The sequence below is a fragment of the Spirosoma lituiforme genome (assembly GCF_054776635.1).
This window is the reverse complement of the sequence record NZ_BAAHBO010000001.1, coordinates 595,839-611,943: the sequence shown is the minus strand read 5'-3', so window position 1 is coordinate 611,943 and position 16,105 is coordinate 595,839. Positions and strand designations below refer to the sequence as shown.

Annotated in this window: 13 protein-coding genes; 5 read left to right on the top strand and 8 right to left on the bottom strand. The window is 52.4% G+C overall.

Translation table 11 applies throughout. The features are described 5' to 3' along the window. Window positions 1-9: 9 nt before the first annotated feature. The 3 genes from ACYU87_RS02555 to ACYU87_RS02545 all read left to right on the top strand — a co-directional run bounded on the left by ACYU87_RS02555 (window position 10) and on the right by ACYU87_RS02545 (window position 1,941). Window positions 10-411: a hypothetical protein gene (locus ACYU87_RS02555; RefSeq protein WP_461132454.1), complete on the top strand. Its 402-nt coding sequence runs from the start codon at window positions 10-12 to the stop codon at window positions 409-411. A gap of 254 nt (window positions 412-665) precedes the next feature. Continuing rightward, window positions 666-1,046 carry a DUF983 domain-containing protein gene (locus tag ACYU87_RS02550; protein WP_461132453.1) on the top strand — a complete coding sequence of 127 codons (381 nt, stop codon included), beginning with the start codon at window positions 666-668 and terminating at the stop codon, window positions 1,044-1,046. Window positions 1,047-1,050: 4 nt separating this feature from the next. Beyond that, on the top strand, window positions 1,051-1,941 hold the full coding sequence (locus ACYU87_RS02545; protein ID WP_461132452.1) for a carbon-nitrogen hydrolase family protein: 891 nt from the start codon (window positions 1,051-1,053) through the stop codon (window positions 1,939-1,941). 67 nt (window positions 1,942-2,008) lie between these two features. On the opposite strand, the gene ACYU87_RS02540 is transcribed toward ACYU87_RS02545, so the two are convergent. From ACYU87_RS02540 to msrA, 6 genes are all read right to left on the bottom strand, one after another. Beyond that, complete coding sequence (locus tag ACYU87_RS02540) at window positions 2,009-3,682, bottom strand: S8 family serine peptidase (protein WP_461132451.1); 1,674 nt, start codon at window positions 3,680-3,682, stop codon at window positions 2,009-2,011. Next, complete coding sequence (locus tag ACYU87_RS02535) at window positions 3,636-4,334, bottom strand: hypothetical protein (protein ID WP_461132450.1); 699 nt, start codon at window positions 4,332-4,334, stop codon at window positions 3,636-3,638. Before ACYU87_RS02535 ends, ACYU87_RS02540 begins: the two co-directional genes overlap by 47 nt. Window positions 4,335-4,485: 151 nt before the next feature. Continuing rightward, window positions 4,486-5,544 (bottom strand): hypothetical protein, encoded by a 1,059-nt coding sequence (locus ACYU87_RS02530; protein ID WP_461132449.1) that lies wholly within the window; start codon window positions 5,542-5,544, stop codon window positions 4,486-4,488. Window positions 5,545-5,650: 106 nt separating this feature from the next. Beyond that, window positions 5,651-6,664 (bottom strand): hypothetical protein, encoded by a 1,014-nt coding sequence (locus tag ACYU87_RS02525; protein ID WP_461132448.1) that lies wholly within the window; start codon window positions 6,662-6,664, stop codon window positions 5,651-5,653. A gap of 41 nt (window positions 6,665-6,705) precedes the next feature. Next, window positions 6,706-7,446, bottom strand: a complete 741-nt coding sequence (locus tag ACYU87_RS02520) for a hypothetical protein (RefSeq protein WP_461132447.1) — start codon at window positions 7,444-7,446, stop codon at window positions 6,706-6,708. Window positions 7,447-7,617: 171 nt separating this feature from the next. Continuing rightward, window positions 7,618-8,277 carry a peptide-methionine (S)-S-oxide reductase MsrA gene (gene msrA, locus ACYU87_RS02515; RefSeq protein WP_461132446.1) on the bottom strand — a complete coding sequence of 220 codons (660 nt, stop codon included), beginning with the start codon at window positions 8,275-8,277 and terminating at the stop codon, window positions 7,618-7,620. A gap of 184 nt (window positions 8,278-8,461) precedes the next feature. Between msrA and ACYU87_RS02510 the strand changes: the two genes are divergently transcribed. Together ACYU87_RS02510 and ACYU87_RS02505 are read left to right on the top strand one after the other, a co-directional pair. Further along, entirely contained in the window at window positions 8,462-9,058 is a 597-nt protein-coding gene (locus ACYU87_RS02510) for a MiaE family protein (RefSeq protein ID WP_461132445.1), read from the top strand. An 89-nt stretch (window positions 9,059-9,147) separates the two neighbouring features. Continuing rightward, complete coding sequence (locus ACYU87_RS02505) at window positions 9,148-12,168, top strand: PD-(D/E)XK nuclease family protein (RefSeq protein WP_461132444.1); 3,021 nt, start codon at window positions 9,148-9,150, stop codon at window positions 12,166-12,168. Window positions 12,169-12,412: 244 nt separating this feature from the next. Here ACYU87_RS02505 and ACYU87_RS02500 read toward each other — a convergent pair whose 3' ends face one another. Then, the gene (locus tag ACYU87_RS02500) at window positions 12,413-14,809 is read right to left on the bottom strand and encodes a TonB-dependent receptor (RefSeq protein WP_461132443.1); all 2,397 of its coding nucleotides are present in this window, start codon (window positions 14,807-14,809) and stop codon (window positions 12,413-12,415) included. 24 nt (window positions 14,810-14,833) lie between these two features. Next, on the bottom strand, window positions 14,834-16,039 hold the full coding sequence (locus ACYU87_RS02495; RefSeq protein WP_461132442.1) for a DUF4249 domain-containing protein: 1,206 nt from the start codon (window positions 16,037-16,039) through the stop codon (window positions 14,834-14,836). Between the last annotated feature and the right edge of the window lie 66 nt (window positions 16,040-16,105).

The window sequence follows — 16,105 nt, the reverse complement described above, 5'->3', positions numbered from 1 at the left end:
GAGATAGCCATGAAATCGATCGTATTTATGCTTGCTGGCATCAGCCTACTGGCGTTGTCAGAGCAAGCTTTTTCGCAGGATAACGGCGGCCGCAAGCCGTTGAACAATCCGATGTATTCGACCCATAACTATAAGCATCCGAATATGGCTGCGGCCGCCCGGCGTCAGGAGAGCAAAGCAGGTGTTGCCGTGCAGCAACCTGTTGCTACGGATGCGCGTCTGGCTAATTACAAAAACCAGATGCCCAATCAGCAACCAGCTGGCGGTATTCAGATTGATCATACACCCTCGGCGAGTCTGGCCGACCGGAATTACAAAGTGCAACGGGTAAGCGAACCCAGACCGTCCGTGTCGACGGATGACTACTACGTTAAGAAACGCAGAACAGATAGCACAACGATCGGTAACTGAGCGGATCGAGTAACGTAAAACGGGTCAATTGTCTGCACAGTTGACCCGTTTATTTTTACCCCGTTTCCACAAGATCCGAGGCTGTTTTTGCGGTCGGAGGGGCAAACTTATAAACCCAGTAATCGTTGATTTGTGCTATACACGACTTGATCTGTCTTTCGGGGCCAGCCAGGATTTGGGTACCTTTGCCTCAAGAGAAAAGACCAGTATGATACGCTGGTTTCTACCACAATCAGCCTAAAATCGATAGCATTATGTCAGCCAACCATAGTCGTTTGTACAGCATATTAAATAATAAATGCCCTCGTTGTCAGGAGGGTAACTTCTTCGTCTCGAATAGCGCATTCAGCTGGAATTTCGATAAAATGCACGATCATTGTCCGCATTGTGACGAAAATTTCATGCCCGAACCTGGCTTTTACTGGGCGTCGATGTTTGTGAGTTATGCGTTATACACCATTTATACGCTACTGACGTTCTTTATCTTTGTAAGCTGGCTGGACATTGATCTGGACTATTACCTGGTCGGGCTGGTACCCACCCTGATCCTATTGACACCTTACTTCTTTCGGCTAGCCCGCCGGGTCTGGCTGTCGATTTTTATTTCCCCCAGACCCGTAGCCAATCAAGCATAAGATCATGCAGGTAAAAGTAGGGGTGGTTCAGGCAACGCCCGTGTTCTTCGACATCACAAGAACAATTGATAAACTGGAGACACTGGTTGTTGAAGGGGCGCAGAAGGGGTGCCAGTTTTTGCTTTTTCCGGAGTCGTTCATTCCTGGCTATCCCCGAAAATTTACGTTCGGGGCAACCATAGGATCGCGAACAGAGGCCGGTCGTGAACTCTATAAAACGTACTGGCAGAATAGCCTGCAACTCCCCAGCCCGGAGTTAAGTCGACTGGAGGAAATTGCTCGTACCAATGGCGTGTATCTGGCTATTGGTGTAACAGAACGCGACAGCCTGAACGGGAGCCTGTACTGTACCCTGATCTACATATCACCGACGGACGGGTATCTTGGGAAGCATCAGAAAATTAAACCTACCGGTATTGAACGGTTGGTGTGGGCGGAAGGAACGGGAAAGGATTCCCTGCAAACGTTTGATACGAGCGTTGGGCGGATGGGTGGCCTGATTTGTTGGGAAAACTACATGCCCCTGGCCCGAATGCGCATCTATCAGCAGGCTCCGCAACTCTACCTGGCGCCCACCGCCGATGCCCGCCCCAGCTGGCCTGCCACGCTCCAGCACATTGCCTGTGAGGGCCGTTGCTTCGTACTGGGATGCAATCAGTATTTCACCCGACACGATTATCCCGACGATTACCAGTCGATGCTGACCGACGATGAGCCCGTACTGAGTAGGGGAGGTAGTGCCATTGTTTCACCACAAGGCGAATTTTTAGCGGGGCCGTTGTGGGATGAGGAAGGTATCCTGATCGCCGATCTGGATCTGGACGAAGTGATAAAAAGTAAGCTTGATTTCGACGTGATTGGTCATTACAGCCGCCCGGATCTATTTAATTCTTAGCCGATTTCCCAATTCATCATTCACAAAGCAATTGCAACAGCTCTTCAGCGCTTGTACCAAAGCCTTGTTACAGCTTAATCAGCTTTACTGTACGTTTTTTATCACCCGAAATGAGGGTCATGAAATACATCCCGGCGGACAAATTCAGACTGGGTAAGGTGAACGCGCTCACTCCGGGCGAGGTATAGCGATTTTGCCAGATGATCCGGCCGGCTGCATTGGTCAGTGTAGCATCCAGAGGGGCATTTGCCTGAACATCTCCCCATTGCACGCCCAGGGCTTCGGCATCGCTGAACGGATTTGGATAGACCAGCAACTGACCGTAGGAATCAGCCAGAACCGAAGCCCGCTCGAAATTTGGAATGCCGTAACCCAACTGATCATCGGGGGCACCGAACTGACTCCCCGACCGGCGAAGGGCATCCGTTACCTGAGCGGCTGTTAAACGGGGGTGAGCCTGCCAGAAGCCAGCCGCCAGACCTGCGACCAAAGGGGTAGCAAAAGAGGTGCCGTTGCCCGATACGATTTGCCCACCCGGACTGCCAATGATGGTTCCCTGTCCGCGAGCTGCCAAGTCGGGTTTTACCCGTTGATCCGCCGAAGGGCCAAATGAACTGAATGAAGCGCGTTGACCGGTTTGCGTAACGGCACCAATCGCCAGTACCGATGCGGCATCAGACGGCGCCGACAGGTAATGCCATGCATTGCTGCCTTCATTGCCAGCCGCCACCACAACGACCATACCCGTCTGGGTAGCAATCTGGGCCGCCCGGCTGGACAAGGCCGTTTTTCCGTCCATATTCTGGTAGGTGTAGCTGGTGGTGGCATCATCGAACTGCGTGTATCCCAGCGATGAACTGATCACGTCGACGCCCGCACTGTCGGCATATTCGGCCGCAATTAGCCAGTTTGCCTCCTCAATCTGTTTTTCCGTAGCGGCATCTTCGGTACGAAGTAAAATAAACGACGCTTTATACGCCGTTCCGTACAGTTGTTTGTCGGCGGTGGCGGCAATGGCCGATAAGCAAGAAAGCCCATGGGAATCATCTTCGTACACGCTCGTTTCTTTCTTTACAAAATCGTAGGTCGACACAACTCGCTGCTCATCCAGAACCGGTTTTAGAAAGCCTACGTTGTTGCCGTTCAGAAAACCGGCATCCAGCACGCCGATGAGCATCCCTTCACCATGATAGCCCAGCTGGTGCATTTTGTCGACCCCGAGCTGGGTAATCTGCGCCTGTGAGTTGCCATAATTCAAGGCCGTATCGCTTGTACTGGCCGAGGACTCCAGCTTTCCGACGGATATAGTATGGGCTTCGGCACTTGGGCGGGCCGTAGCCAGGGACCGGCCAAATTCCAGCCCGTTTACAAACGAAAGTTTCTGTATAGCAGCCAGTGTCGCATCGTTGGTTTCGACCAGCACAGCATTGAGCCAGCGGGAAGTGAACCAGACTTTCGCTCCAGCCTGCTGAAGTTGCGTTACGTAGGTAGGATTGACGGGCAAGTCGCGTTCCAGTGTTGCAATGCCCTGCTTTTGCCGACGTAAAATGGAACGTTGCGACAGAAACTGTTCCGGGCGGCTGATGCTGTAGGGCGAGTTGGCTTTGTCGCGCAGCAGCACTAGGTATTTGCGGGTGGTTTGCCCGAAACTACTCAGCTGGCAGCACAACAGCACCAGCAGAAGCCAGACCGTTTTATTCCTTTCCGTACGTTTGGATACGGTACACTTGTTGAATGCCATAATCAATCTGGTTCTTTCCGATGCAACCTGGACTATTGGTACAAAATTGATAATACGTTCGTTCTTTATAAATCAGCCCAACCTGCCGGGCGTATACCGCCATTCGTTTCTCCTGCGAAACCAGCGTCGAATCGTCCTGGGCAACAACGGTTACCGTTTCATCAAACGACTTCTCCAATACGCGAAAAGGCTGGCCGGCGTTGCGTAGTTCGTACTCATCTTGCCCACCCGTGTTGTATCGATTGCCGTTCCAGCTTGATCCGTTTCTGACTGGCAATAGTAAGCTAACAAAATCCTGGCCATTCTCCGTACGAATGGCTTCATTCATGACGATTCGGGCCGACCAGACCGAGTCGGCCTGCCAGGGCTGGCTATCAATAGAACGCCGGTAGCGGATGAGCCGATGGGCCGTTTGTCCGGTTACGTTAATGTACGGATCACCCACCACTTCCTTAATCTGGTAATTCCGTTGGGTGGATGCTGCCCTACGCGGGTACATATTTTCCTGCACGTTATAGATGCTGTACTGCCCCGCTTCTAACGGAAAGTAAGTATGGTTCGATGGAGCGGGTTCGGTCAAGGCCGGCTGGCATCCGGAAAATGAAATCAGCGAAAGGAAGACCAGAAAGCAGGTAGGCCAGGAATAGGGCATGGGGAGGAAAAGAATCTCGAAAAAATACAGATCCGATCAAAAATAAAGAGCGAAATCGGACCGCCGATGCGGAGTGAAAGATAGAAAGAGCGTTTTGCCCATTTCTGCTCTTTCGCTCCGCATCGGCGGTCCGATTTCGCTTTTTCGCTCTTTACTTGAGCGTCAGCAGGTAACCAATCGTGAAGTTGGCATCCCAGTCGAAAACGAACTGGTTGCAGCCCGTTGCATCGGCAATGGCTTTATAAATGTTCAGGCCCGATTTCGATTTGGCGTTCTCCAGTTTGTAAGCCGATGGTGCATCGAGAACGGTATACCGTTCCTTGCCTTTGCGCACCGACTTGGCCAGTTCGAAAGGCACGCCCCCGATGATAAAGCAGGTTTTACGGTGATCTGCTGGCACCTGTTTCGCTTTAGCTGCTACCTCCGTGGCTACGGTTTCGTCGCTGGTTCCATTCGAGTAATACTTGGCTCCGTACGTTTCCAGCGCCTTGATCGACTCGCCCTGTTTCCATGAAATCTTGGTGTTTCCCGAACCGATGTCCGTTACGAATGAATTGCTGGCATAATCGGCGGGGAGCACAGACCGAAGGCCAAGTGAACCTTCCTGCTCTGGTGTCACTGTATTGACAACGTAGTTTAACGATTTCAGGGCTCTGATAATCTTCTGAGTACCCTCCGCTTTGATCGCCCCGGAACTCACAACAAAGTGAATGTTACGGCCACCAACGCCATAATCGAGCATTTTGCCGATGTAGCTCTTCAGACCTGACCGGATGTCGTCATCACTCGCCATATTTTCCAGAACCAGGCTGTTACCGAACTCAGCTTTTTCGAGTTTCCAGCGTTTTTGATCGTCGATTTTAACAATGAATGAATTAAAGCCGCTGGCACCCAGTTCAACAACCCCTTTGAGCTGGCCGTTTTGCGGCTCGGGAGCGGTATAAGTAAACGCCTGACGTGGCTGATCTGTCGCTTCACTTTCTGATGAACCTGACGAGGTTTCTGATGAAGAGGCTGATGATTCTTCGACGGTTCCCTCGGCTGTTTTATCATCAGCCCGGGGCATCGTCTGCGATTCGGAGTATTCTTTATCCTTGGGCGCTAATTTGCGCAGGGCTGCGTTACCACCGAAATAACGGAACGCGAAGAAAGCAGCCGCCAGAATCAGGGCTGTGATGAGTAGCCGACCGGCCACGGTTAATCGTTGCATAACTTTATAAAGAGTGAAAGGGTGAATGAGCGAAAGAGTGGAAATCGGCGAAAAGCACCGCATCAGCGGTCTGCTTTCGCTCATTTACTCTTTCGCTCTTTAAAAATTAGTCCAGCAAATTCTTGTATCCTGCGTCCTTCGGTGGGTTGGCACCGAGGTTGAGGGGTTGGGCAGGCGCATCCAGCTGGACCATCTTGAATTCGCCTTTGTTGTATGCGTCCAGCAGAGCTTCGCCCTTGTCGGACAGAACGCCGTTCTGAATGTCGACACCGTTGATGAAATCCATCGAAAGATCCATAGCTCGCTTCATTTCGCCAAGTTTCATGCTCATATCGTCCTGAATGTATTCCATCGACTGATCGAAGTAGAACTTCTTGTCGGGGTCGCCTTTGAAAATGCTGACCGCCGTCTTGAGCGCGTTTGAGCTGTCTTTAACGATTTGATATTCCGTTTCCTTAAGTCGAACCTTAATTTCCGTTTCTTTGATAATGTAGTCGGCGCTCTGGTTCACTTTTTCCATGAACGCCAGCACATTTTTCATGTTCCGTTGTAGCGGCAGCAGCTTTTCGTTCATTTCCTGAAGACCCGCCCCCTCAATGGTCGCCAGTTGCGCCGTTTCCCGCATACCGGGTCTATCGCTCAGTGAGTTGGCTTTGTTTGCTTCGGCAAATTTCTGCTTGATGGCTTCGTTGTTCTCATTGATTTTTTTGTTCAGCTTAACCAACTGGCCCGCCAGAATGTTGATCTGACCCTGCATTTTCTCCCGTTTCTGCTTCAAATCGTCGATGTAGATTTTCATGATAGCAATTGGATTCAGCTGAATAACTGTGCCGGTAATGCTGCGCATCAGCGATTTGAACAGGAAAAAGACCGCCGTACGAACATCTTTGCTGGTGAACAGGAAAATCAGGACGCCCAGTGCGCCAAGCAGGAGCGACAGTTCGAGGATATTCGACGTGGCGCGAATCAGAAATTCGATGATCCGGTTAAAGTAAACCAGACCAAATCCGGCCACACCGGCTAGGACAAGCATGCCCAGAACACCTTCGGGACGGCTCCAGAACGAACGCTTTTCGCCGTCTGCACCGCCACCGAGTTTAGAAAAATCAGGAGTTGCCATTTTTGTTGGTTTATGGTTTTAAGAACTTCAGCAATAGAAACTTATTTTAAATACTGCGCCATCTTGGCGATGTCGCTTTTAATCTGGTCAATGAAATGCGAAAAAGTAGATTCATAATTCTGCCGATTCTGGGTGATTTTTGCGCTCTGCTCCGTAATCTCACCCGTAATGGCCGTCAGCCGGTTTGTATTGACGTCGATCTGTTTCTGAATCTCCACGAGTTGCTTGGCGAGCGACTCATTATCAGTTTGTAATCGTTTCTGTTCATTCTGCAAACCGCCGACGCGTTCGGCCAGGGCCGTTTCTACGCTTTTGGTAAACCCGTCACGATCTTTGTTCAGGGCGGCAATATACCCATTGGCGGTGTTGGCCAACACCGTGGCGTCTGCCGAGCCGCTGAAGGTTGGCCCGGCCAGCGCCTTGAAACTTGCCCAGGCCGCCTGAAACTGCTTGTCTTCCGGCAAACCGAGGTTGCTGAGGCTACGGAGCGTTTCGCGAAATTCAAAATAATCAGGGCCGGGTGGGTTATTCTGCGCCAGTACGTTAGCCAGATGCTCCGCAAATTTCGGGTCTACACCTCCCGTTGGGCTACCCGTCGATCCGCCAGCGGGGGTTACCGGAGCCGAGCTGGTAACGCCGGGCACGGGTACGCCAGCCGAAGGGCGGGGCGCGGTTGGCGCCAATGCTGTGGCTGGTGGCGTACCGGTAGCGGTGCCCGGCTCTTCTTCTTTGACGAAGAAACTCAGGATCTTACGACCAAGTGATTTGTCAGGTTCTGGCATAGTTGTCTGGCGTTGCGGGGTTGTCTTTTTTGAGTTTTACCCCTTCGATTAAAGACTGGGCAATGTTACGAGGTTCCGGTCAATCCCACAATATCAGATTTAGCCGAACGGTTACGGGGGTTGACAATGTGTTGCAGGGAAGGACGAGGTTTTGGTTTTGGTGGTCCGTCCTTACTGGTTTACCCACTTCTCCATTCGCTCGGCAAAGGTGTTAACTTTTGCTTTCGAAACCAGCTGAATGTACATGTTGTAGGGATTCTGGCGATAATAGTCCTGGTGGTACCCTTCGGCGGGGTAGAAGGCAGCGTAGGGAACAACCTGCGTAACAACCCGGCCCTGGTGATGCCCCGAGCCATTCTCCCGCTTTATGGCCGCGTCAATCCGGGCTTTTTCCTGGGGTGTCCGGTAAAAAACCGCTGAGCGATAATGCTTGCCAATATCGGGCCCCTGCCGGTTCAGCTGCGTGGCGTCATGACCGGCAAAAAAGGCATCCAACAGGACATCGTACGAGATAACGGCCGGGTTATAGTAAATCTGTACCGCTTCGGCATGCCCCGTCTGATCGGTGCCAACCTGTTCGTAGGTTGGAAAAGCCAGATCGCCACCAGCGTAGCCGGAAACGGCCGTTCGCACTCCTTTGAGTAATTTCATTTCTTCTTGGACGGCCCAGAAACAGCCACCAGCCACCGTTGCTACGGCCTCGCCGGGCTGCACTGTGGGCAGTTTTGCCGGGGCAGTATCAATAACCGTCGGGGATTTCTCCGCCGGACGCTGCTGGCAGCCAGCGAGAAGCACCGCGACCAGAATAAATAGTTGAACGTAGCTTTTCATGTGTGCGTAATCGTACCTGACTAACGCAAAATCGGGGTAGGGGGTTGCGAAAAAGTAACGCCCTTTCGTGCTTAACTTTGTTTAGTCAACCAGTTGTGTCACGATTAATCCGGTATAGGAACCGTGGCATGGTTGTTTGGTCAATTTTGATTTATCAGCCGCAAAGGGTTGCGGCTCTACGTGTATGTCACTGACGACTTTAGGACTCGAACTGCCTACGGACCCGCGCTGGGTCAATATTGCCGAAATGAACATCGGAGAAATTTTGGTCGACCATGCCTGGTGTGAGCAAAAAGCGGCCTCGTCGTGTATCTCGCTGGTTGTTCAGTATTTCGATCAGCCAGCCTTGGTTGATACCTTAACGCCCATCGTATCCGAAGAGTGGGGCCACTTTCATCGGGTATTGAAGGAGCTTCAAAAACGGAATATCCCGCTTGGCCGGCACCGCAAAGATGACTACGTGAACCAGGTACGAACCCGGCTGCGTCGGTCAATCAACGATTACAAAGAGCAGATGATGGACAACCTGCTCATGAATGCCCTGATCGAAGCCCGGAGTTGCGAGCGCTTCAAACTCCTGTCGGAGCAGATTGCCGATGAGAGTCTGCGGAAGTTTTACCGGGAATTGATGATCTCGGAAGCGGGCCATTACCGGACGTTTATCGAGTTGGCGGAAATCTATTTGCCCGCCGAGCGTGTACGGGAGCGGTGGAAGGAGTTTCTGACCGTGGAGGCTGATATTATCGCGAAGCTGACGATTCGGGGCGATCGCATGCACTGAACGAGTTGACCCATTTAAAGGGCTGGTCCGTGGCCGACAAGTTGTATCTTTACTGTCCGGGGCACCTGCCCCGGCTCACACAAGACAGAATGACTTTTCTTCGCCAAACGGCTAAACGCATATTTGATACCCACGGTCCCAGTTTACGCGACGTGTGGGTGATTTTACCAACGCGCCGGGCCGTATCCGTTTTTCTAGATGAACTGGCGGCCCTTTCCGACCGGCCTTTTCTGGCTCCCCATGCCCTCGCCGTCGACGATTTTATTACACAGGCTGCGGGTGTTCAGTTAATCGATTCGGTTAGTCTACTCTTCGACCTTTACGACGTTTTCCGGGAAATTGACCCGTTGGTGGAGTTCGAGCAGTTTATCGGCTGGGCATCGGTATTGCTGGCTGATTTCGACCGTATTGACCAATACCTGGTCAGTCCCAATGAGTTATTCAGCTACCTCACCGCAGCCAAGACTCTCGAACGCTGGCAGGTCGATATGCCATCGACGGCCAGCCCCATTGCCGAAACGCCCGGGACGGCGCGCTACTTCAAGCTGTTCGAGAACCTGCAAACGGCGTACCACGCGCTGCATGAACGGCTGAACGAACAGGGACTCGCTTACCGGGGAATGGCCTATCGGCTGCTGGCCCAGAACGTCGAGTCGCTGATTCGGGATAATCTGCTTTACGAACGGGTTTATTTTGTTGGATTCAATGCGCTTAGCCGGGCCGAGGAGCACATCATTAAAGTGTTGGTCGATGCGCAGAAGGCTGAACTGATCTGGGATGCTGACCAGTATTACATGGACGACCGGCGGCAGGAAGCGGGCGAATTTCTGCGTCGGTACAAAGAAAATGGCTGGTTTTTTTCGAAACAGAACCATGCTGATCTGGCCCAGCAAGCCAATAATCTGCTCGGCTCGGCGAAAAACATTCGCGTGGTTGGCGTGCCCAACGCCAGTATGCAAACGAAAGTGGCCGGAAAACTGTACAGCGAGTGGCAACAGGCCGGGCATACAGGTAACGGAGGTCATTCACCCAAAACGGCCATTGTCCTCGCCGACGAAACCCTGCTGGTGCCGGTCCTGTACGCACTCGATGAAAACGTAACGGATCTAAACGTAACGATGGGGCTGTCATTACGGTCGTCGCTGATGTTTACGCTGGTCGATACGCTGTTTGAGATGCAGCGCACGGTGCACGAGTTCCGGACCAGGGACGGGCGTGACCTGAAGATTCCCAAGTTTCACCATCGTCATGTGGTAAAGCTGCTGAATCACCCATTTTTGAAACAGTACGAACGCATCCGCGGGCTCATGTGGCCGGGGGAGGTTTTGCCTACCGGCGACGTGTTACCGGCGGAGCCCCTCTTTCAGTGGATTGCCAAAGAAATTGTCAAGAACCAGCGGGTTTATCTGACCGAACAGGAAATGAAGGAGTTGGGGCAGGATGACCCCCTCGTGCAGGTACTGTTCACGCGCTGGCCCAACGAAGAGCCGATGAAGGCCATTCGAACCTTTTACGACCTGATCGACCTGCTGCGCGATGTGTATCGGACGAGTCAGGATGCCATCGAAATCGAGTATCTCTATCTGTTTTTTACCCTTCTTAAACAACTCGAAGCAACCCTTGAGCGGCAGGGGAATGCCGGAGAGATAGCCCGCAACGGACGTCACGCCAAGGCGCAGGCCGACGTTACAGTACGCAGTTTTCGCCAGTTTCTGTACGAATTGATTCGGCAAACGTCCATTCCGTTTACGAGTGAAGGAAAAAGCCAGTTGCAAATCATGGGAATGCTCGAAACGAGGGCGCTGGATTTTGACCGGGTCATCATTCTGTCCGTCAATGAAGGGATCTTGCCCCAGTCGCGGAAGCTTAATTCCCTGATTCCGTTCGACATAGCGTCCGAACTGTTTCTACCCACCTATCGAGAGCAGGAGGCTGTGATGGCGTACCACTTTTACCGGCTCCTGCAACGGGCCAGCGATGTGGTTCTGCTGTACACGACCTCGACGGATGCGTACGGAAGTAGTAAAGGGGAGCCAAGCCGGTTTATCCGGCAGTTGGAGCACGAACTGGTTCCTCGCTCAAACGGCCTCGTTCGCATCAGCCACCCAACCGTTCGTTTCGGGCGGTCAACGGACAAGGCAACAACCGATCTGACCCAACTGCGGGTAGCTAAAACGGAACGGATACGGGAGGATCTGATCACCCTGCTTACCACAAAGGGACTATATCCATCGTATTTGAACCAGTTCGTCAGCTGCTCTATGCGCTTTTATTTCAGCCGGATCGTAAACATCAGCGAAGAAGAAGACATAGAGGAGAAAATGGGTGCCGCCGAGTTCGGGAGTTGGCTTCACAAAGTGATGGAGCGCCTGGATCTTGACTATCGGATGAAGTCGATTCCCATTGATGAAACCATTATTAAGAACTTGCTGGAAGAGGAATTTGCCAGTTCCATGAAGGGGCGGGTGATTGAGTCGGGCATGAATCTGCTGTTGTACGATCTGGCCCAGAAATTAATGCTCGACTTTCAGCGGCAACAGAATGCCTTACCCGACCTTACCGTCATTGGCACCGAGCAAACCCTGGAAACGCACCTGACCGTGCCCGTTGATGGGCGTGCACCTATCCGGGTTCGGATTGCGGGTAAAATTGACCGTATCGAACAGTTTGGCGATCAGATCCGCATTGTCGACTACAAGACCGGCAAAGTCGATCTGTCGGATAAAACGCCTATTGGGCTGATGGACAAGCTATTGAATGACGGTAAGGAGGATAAGATGCGGCAGTTGTGGCTGTACCGATACCTGGCTCTCAAAAACATCAGCGACTACGGTGGACTGCCCCGTGACCGGGCTAAAAAGGACATTTTTCCGGCCCAGGGTATGCCGGTCGAAGCGGGCTTCTATTCCTTTCGCGATGTAAACGGCGGTTTCAAATCAAACCCCGTCCGCTTTGGCGACAACGACAGTCCCGCGCAATACATCGAAGACTCGGAGGAGTTGTTGCAGCAACTGATTCAGCGGCTGCTCGACCTGGATGAGCCGTTTAAAAAAACCGATCAGATCGAAGTCTGTCAGTTCTGCGATTACAAGGGCATTTGTGGCCGGTAAAATGTCCAAAAAAGAAAAAACGGCCCCAATTCGCTAGGAAGGGCCGTTTTTTGCTGGTTTTTGAATACAACCTGAATTGAAAAAAAGCAATATCGTGTGCTACCTCGGTAGCAAGTGAAACAAAATTGGCAGATAAAAAGAATAAATACAACTATTTCTATAAAATAAGATTGACTTTTTCTGACGTTCATGTGCTGAATGGGCCTGTGATCAGGTCTTCGCTGCTTGCTGGCCAGTTGACAAATTATTTGAAAACGAAGTTGTAGGAAAGGGAAGCAATAGGAGCCGCGAAGATTTGAAGTTTGTAGGCATTCGTTTTGCCGTTTTCGGTTTTGAAAAATACAGAATAGGCGTTTTTGTGACCGTATAGATTGTATATGGTAAAAGCCCAGCGGCCCTCCCAACGTCGTTTTCTCATGCCCGGACTGTAAATGTTCCAGGCGAAATCCATTCGGTGATAGGCCGGCAACCGCTCGTTGTTGCGTTCGCCATAATAGGGGTATTGAGTTCCGTCGATGGTAACGTACCCCGTGGGGGCCGAATAGGGTCGCCCGGTGCTGCAGGCAAACGTAAATCCAAAACTGTTGTGCCGGTCTACATCAATCGTCATGCTGGCGTTAACGGTGTGCGGGCGGTCGTAAATAGCCTTGTACCAGTTACCCGCGTTTACATTTTGCTCGATGGAAGAACCTTCGTATACCTGGTTCAGGGTGCGGGCATACGTATAATTCAGCCAGCCTGTGAGCTCACCCTTTTTCTTGGAAATCATCGTTTCGAGGCCATAGGCTCTGCTACGACCCTGCAACAGCTGCGTTTCCGGATAGGGCTGGAGGAGAAAATCAGCGCCTGGCCGATAGTCGATAATGTGCTCCGTAGTCCGCCAGTAGCCCTCCAGCGTAAGTTCGTAGATGTTCTCTTTGAAACTCAGGAAATAACCGGCGGTGAGCAACTGGCTGATTTGCGGTTTTATGTTCGGGTCCGAGGTTTTCCAGCGCGAGGTGGGCAGGGGCGTTGTGGTATTCGTGACAACCTGTAAATACTGCCGCATCAGATTGTACCCGAATTTGAGGGATGCGTTCGGACCCAGCGTATACCGAAGGCCAATTCGGGGTTCCGGACCGCCGTACTGTTTCGCTACCTGACCCGCGCCATACCGGATTGAATCAGTAACCGAAAAATCATCGCGGGTTTCGCCGGGGGCATACTGCCTGATCAGCGATGGCCCCATGGATAGGAACTGGGAGTAACGAAGGCCCAGCGAAATGGCTAAACGGTCACTGAAATTGCGTTCATAATCGGCATGAACCGCCAGCTCAAGGGCATTCTCCGTTGGCGTTGTTACGTAGTTAACGCTGCTGCTCTGACCGGGAAATAACGTGCCCGGCTCAATCCGGTAATGAGTGCCACTAACCCCTAATTCGAGCTTTTGATTCGTTAATTGAACATTCAGGTTCGACTTTACCTGCCGTTGCAACACGGAAGACCGCAAACTCACAACATTGCCGCTCAGTTCAGGAGACAGGATTTTGGGAACATAGTGTACAGAAATACCCGTGGTTTGCAGGTTCAACCGGGGCGACAGCGTTCGGAACCAGCGGGCCATGACGTTAACTGTCTGGTGGTCGTAGCGGGTGGCGGTTCCGTTAACATTGGGCAGGTTGGCCAGCAGATCGGTCTGGAAGATGTCTTTACTGCCATACGCCATCATGGTTAGTGTGTTGCGCTCATCGATGCGCCAGAATGCCTTTAGAACAGCGTCCCCGAATCTGGCTTTTATGTTCGCCAGCCGGTCGGATACAATCGGCAGCAGGAAGTCGTTGAAAGCCCCGCGCCCGGCAACCAGAAGGCCAAACTTCCCTTTCACAATAGGGATGTCGGCGGTGAGTTTATTTGAAACCAGACTTACCCCCCCCGATAGACTGAACTGGTCCAGATTTGGATTTCGCAAGGACACATCCAGTACGGAAGCCGCCCGGCCACCAAACCGGGCCGGTACATTTCCCTTGTACAAATCGGCCGTGCTGATGACCTCGGATGGGAAAATGGAAAACAGCCCGAACATGTGGGTCGGATTAAAAATGGGTGTATCGTCCAGCAGAATCAGGTTCTGGTCGGTGGTGCCGCCCCGGATGTTAACGCCATTGCTGGCTTCTCCCACACTCGACACGCCCGGCAGCATCTGCAAGCCGCGCAGTAAATCGACTTCACCGAGGGCGGCCGGCAGTTTTCTTAACGCGTTCATATTAATCTGATTAACGCCCAGAATGGGTTGCCGGATTGTCTGATCGAATCCTTTGGTCGTCACGACGACCTCTTCCAACTGGCTTTCAACGGAGATCAACGTCATCTGGATCGTTACCGGATCGCTGGTCAGGCGAACGCTTTTCCGCACGGGCGTATAACCAACCAGACGGGCTACCACGATATGGTCGCCAGCGGTCAGGCCGATGGAAAATCGGCCCTGTTCATCGGTATTGGTGCCCGTGAGGGCTTTTCGATAGTCAACCACAATGGCTGCCCCAGCCAACGGTTTTCCCGTAGCCGAGTCGCGGACAATGCCGCTCAGGTTAACCATCAGCTGGGCTTGCAGAGCCGGGCTGACCAGCAGAAAAATGACAAGCGAGAGTACGTGTCGGCTCATCCGTTCAGGGAGTAGAAGGGTTCATTAGTCATTCCAGCCGGGCGGGAACAGGTCGGTTCGGGTGCGGCTGGGTACGCAAAGCGCCGAAGCGACACTGCCCCCGTACGTGCTGCTGCCGGGATAGGACGATTCCAGTCGGGGAACCCGGCCGTTGATGGCATAAAACAAGCCCTGAAACGTTCCCGATGTCACATCCTGACGCTTGATCTTGTGGCGGATTTCCGTCACGGCAGCCGCCGAGAAATAGCCGATAACGTTTTCCGTTGTGTTGGCCAGGTTCTTTACGTTGCCCGAAATAGGAGCGGGTGGAGAGTCGGCCAGGGTTCCCGTATTCTGCACCTGATCGGCAAATAGTTTGTAGTACCGGTACGCATTGGGCGATAAGGAAAGTTGCTGAATGACAATAAGCGCCGGATTGCGCTGGTAAATGGGAACACTCGCTACTTTGCGTCCCGTTTGTAGCTGACCGTTTGTGTAGACATCGGCGGAAACATCAATGGCCGTATTGTAGAAAATGTCCCAGCACAACTGCCGGCAGGGGTAGTCGAACTGCATGGACAGGCTTAGGGTCGTGTCGCGTACACAGCCGATAATGTCAATTGGGCCGCTGCCCACGGGCCCCACGTCCAGTACAATGTAGCGGCCCTGCTGGCAGGTGGCACACCAGAGTTGCTGTTCATACAGCCGCCATCGCCAGAGGTAGAAATTGCGCTCACCGGCCGGGTCCTGAAAGTCGATGTACACGTCGTTGGCGGGAACCATCAAGCCATCGGCCGTTGTCTTTGGTCCCTGCGGATTGAACTGATCATACGCTTTTGAGATCGGCGGGACCGACGCCATCGTTTCAATGGATGATTCGTAGCTAATGCCTTCTTCGGTTCGAAAACGAAGCTGGTAAGTCGCGCCCACCTGCCCCCGAAAGTTGTCGGGAAAACTGTACATACCGGGTTGGGTTTCGAGTAACGTAATAGGCGTCGTGCCGTTGACCAGCACCGTAACCGTGGCCCGCCGGACGGGCGTATTGACCGAACCACTATCAATGGTGGAACGGGCACGATTCAGGCTAATGGTCTGCGTTTCGTTCAGGTTCGTAACAATACCGCTGACGATCAGCAAGTCGGAGTTTAAGGGTACTCCGGGATTGTAGGCGTCAATGCAACCCTGAAGAAAAACGGCAGATACGATCACGCCACACCCGTAAAGGAATCGGAAAAAGAAAGTCCTGTGCATGCCGATGGAAGGTTACTGGAGTGTATTGTCCAGAAAATACTAAAACAGGTCTACAGGTAAAGGCAA

Coding starts and splice junctions, on each gene's coding strand:
- ACYU87_RS02495 (WP_461132442.1), bottom strand. CDS start 16,039: ATGCACAGGACTTTCTTTTTCCGATTCCTTTACGGGTGTGGCGTGATC.
- ACYU87_RS02530 (WP_461132449.1), bottom strand. CDS start 5,544: ATGCAACGATTAACCGTGGCCGGTCGGCTACTCATCACAGCCCTGATT.
- msrA (WP_461132446.1), bottom strand. CDS start 8,277: ATGAAAAGCTACGTTCAACTATTTATTCTGGTCGCGGTGCTTCTCGCT.
- ACYU87_RS02540 (WP_461132451.1), bottom strand. CDS start 3,682: ATGGCATTCAACAAGTGTACCGTATCCAAACGTACGGAAAGGAATAAA.
- ACYU87_RS02550 (WP_461132453.1), top strand. CDS start 666: ATGTCAGCCAACCATAGTCGTTTGTACAGCATATTAAATAATAAATGC.
- ACYU87_RS02510 (WP_461132445.1), top strand. CDS start 8,462: ATGTCACTGACGACTTTAGGACTCGAACTGCCTACGGACCCGCGCTGG.
- ACYU87_RS02545 (WP_461132452.1), top strand. CDS start 1,051: ATGCAGGTAAAAGTAGGGGTGGTTCAGGCAACGCCCGTGTTCTTCGAC.
- ACYU87_RS02555 (WP_461132454.1), top strand. CDS start 10: ATGAAATCGATCGTATTTATGCTTGCTGGCATCAGCCTACTGGCGTTG.
- ACYU87_RS02500 (WP_461132443.1), bottom strand. CDS start 14,809: ATGAGCCGACACGTACTCTCGCTTGTCATTTTTCTGCTGGTCAGCCCG.
- ACYU87_RS02505 (WP_461132444.1), top strand. CDS start 9,148: ATGACTTTTCTTCGCCAAACGGCTAAACGCATATTTGATACCCACGGT.
- ACYU87_RS02535 (WP_461132450.1), bottom strand. CDS start 4,334: ATGCCCTATTCCTGGCCTACCTGCTTTCTGGTCTTCCTTTCGCTGATT.
- ACYU87_RS02525 (WP_461132448.1), bottom strand. CDS start 6,664: ATGGCAACTCCTGATTTTTCTAAACTCGGTGGCGGTGCAGACGGCGAA.
- ACYU87_RS02520 (WP_461132447.1), bottom strand. CDS start 7,446: ATGCCAGAACCTGACAAATCACTTGGTCGTAAGATCCTGAGTTTCTTC.